Raw genomic sequence first — 812 nt, 5'->3', positions numbered from 1 at the left:
GGCATGACGCTACTCGACATCGGTTGCGGCTGGGGAGGAGCGCTGCACCGGGCGATCGAGAAATATGACGTCAACGTGATCGGGATCACGCTGAGTCGCAACCAGTTTGCCTACAGTAAGGCCAAAATGGCCGCCATCCCCACCGACCGCTCCGTCGAAGTCCGGTTGCAGGGCTGGGAGGAATTCGACGACAAGGTCGACCGAATCGTCAGCATCGGCGCCTTCGAGGCGTTCAAGGCCGACCGGTGGCCGGCCTTTTTTGAACGTGCCCACCACATCCTGCCCGACGACGGTCGGATGCTGTTGCACACCATTTTGACCTATCAATGGCAGCAGATGCCCGCACTCGGCATCAAGCTGACTATGCGCGATGTGAGATTCGCGCGATTCATCGGCACCGAGATTTTTCCGGGCGGCCAGCTGCCGACGCAGGAAGATATTTTCAAATTCGCTGAGCCCGCCGGATTCTCGGTCGAAAAGGTGCAATTACTGGGTGAGCACTACGAGCGGACTCTCAATATATGGGCGGCAAACCTGGCGGCCAACAAGGACGCGGCCATCGCGATCCAGTCGCAAGAGGTCTACGACCGCTACATGAAGTACCTGACCGGCTGCGCGAAGCTGTTCCGCCAGGGTTACACCGACGTCGACCAGTTCACGCTGCAAAAGTAGCGGAACGACCCCCAGCTCCTCGCCGCCTACTTCACGAGGGTGAACTGGCCCACATTGCTGATGCCCTGGCGGAACAGCTTCGCGCAACCGGTCAGGTACTTCATGTAGCGGTCGTAGACCTCTTGCGACTGGATGGCGAT

The 812-nt window shown here is 59.5% G+C and carries 2 protein-coding genes; one reads left to right on the top strand and one right to left on the bottom strand.

What is annotated here, in order from left to right; all coding sequences use genetic code 11:
- Nucleotides 1-672: class I SAM-dependent methyltransferase (locus tag A5704_RS25400; protein WP_067887761.1), on the top strand; the 672-nt coding region annotated here is incomplete at its 5' end.
- 26 nt (nt 673-698) lie between these two features.
- Here the strand turns inward: A5704_RS25400 and A5704_RS28630 are convergent.
- Nucleotides 699-812, bottom strand: a 114-nt coding sequence (locus tag A5704_RS28630) for a class I SAM-dependent methyltransferase (RefSeq protein WP_197508541.1), incomplete at its 5' end; no start/stop codon positions are given.

The sequence above is a fragment of the Mycobacterium sp. E735 genome (assembly GCF_001666955.1).
In the GTDB taxonomy this organism is placed as follows: Bacteria; Actinomycetota; Actinomycetes; order Mycobacteriales; family Mycobacteriaceae; genus Mycobacterium.
Note: the sequence above shows the minus strand (reverse complement) of the source record. Positions and strands in the feature narration are given on the sequence as shown.